Source organism: Lentzea flava, assembly GCF_014648475.1.
Taxonomy (GTDB): domain Bacteria; phylum Actinomycetota; class Actinomycetes; order Mycobacteriales; family Pseudonocardiaceae; genus Lentzea; species Lentzea flava.
Genome location: NZ_BMRE01000184.1, coordinates 1 through 540 on the forward strand (window position 1 = coordinate 1; position 540 = coordinate 540).

The following is a 540-nucleotide window of genomic DNA, read 5'->3' on the forward strand; positions in this document are numbered from 1 at the left end:
GTGGGCACCGCCGGTCGATCTCGAGCGGATCTGTCCCGGAGACAACCATCACAAGGTGGCGGTCGCCCAGATCAGAGCACTGCTCGACCGGTTGCCCTCCGGCGCGGCGCGGGTGCCGGTGGTGTGCATGGACGGTGACTACAGCGCGGTCTGGATCGGCCGTCAGCTGGCCGGGCTGCCGGTGGGGTTGCTGGTCCGGGTCCGCTCGGACTCGGTGATGCTCACCGACCCGCCACCGCGCACAGCGGACGCTCGTGGCCGGCCGCCGGTCCACGGACCGCGGATGAAACTGTCCACGCCCGCGACCTGGCCGCAGCCCGACGAGATCAGGATCGCCCCGCCCCGGCCGGACCGGGGCCGCCCACGCGAGCTGTCGGTGCTGGCCTGGCACGGGCTGCACCCGCGGCACTCCAAGAAACTCCACGAGCCCGGTCACGTCCCGCACTCGGGCAAGACCCGCGGGATCGTGCGCGGCAGCGTAATCCGCATCCAGTCCGCCGACCCCGCCGAGAAACCGATCTGGCTGTTCTGGACCGGCCC

At 72.2% G+C, this 540-nt stretch carries 1 protein-coding gene; it reads left to right on the top strand.

The genetic code is table 11. The features are described 5' to 3' along the window. Positions 1-55 precede the first annotated feature (55 nt). The coding region (locus tag IEZ09_RS46085) for a transposase (RefSeq protein ID WP_189260168.1) at positions 56-540 on the top strand (485 nt) is incomplete at its 3' end.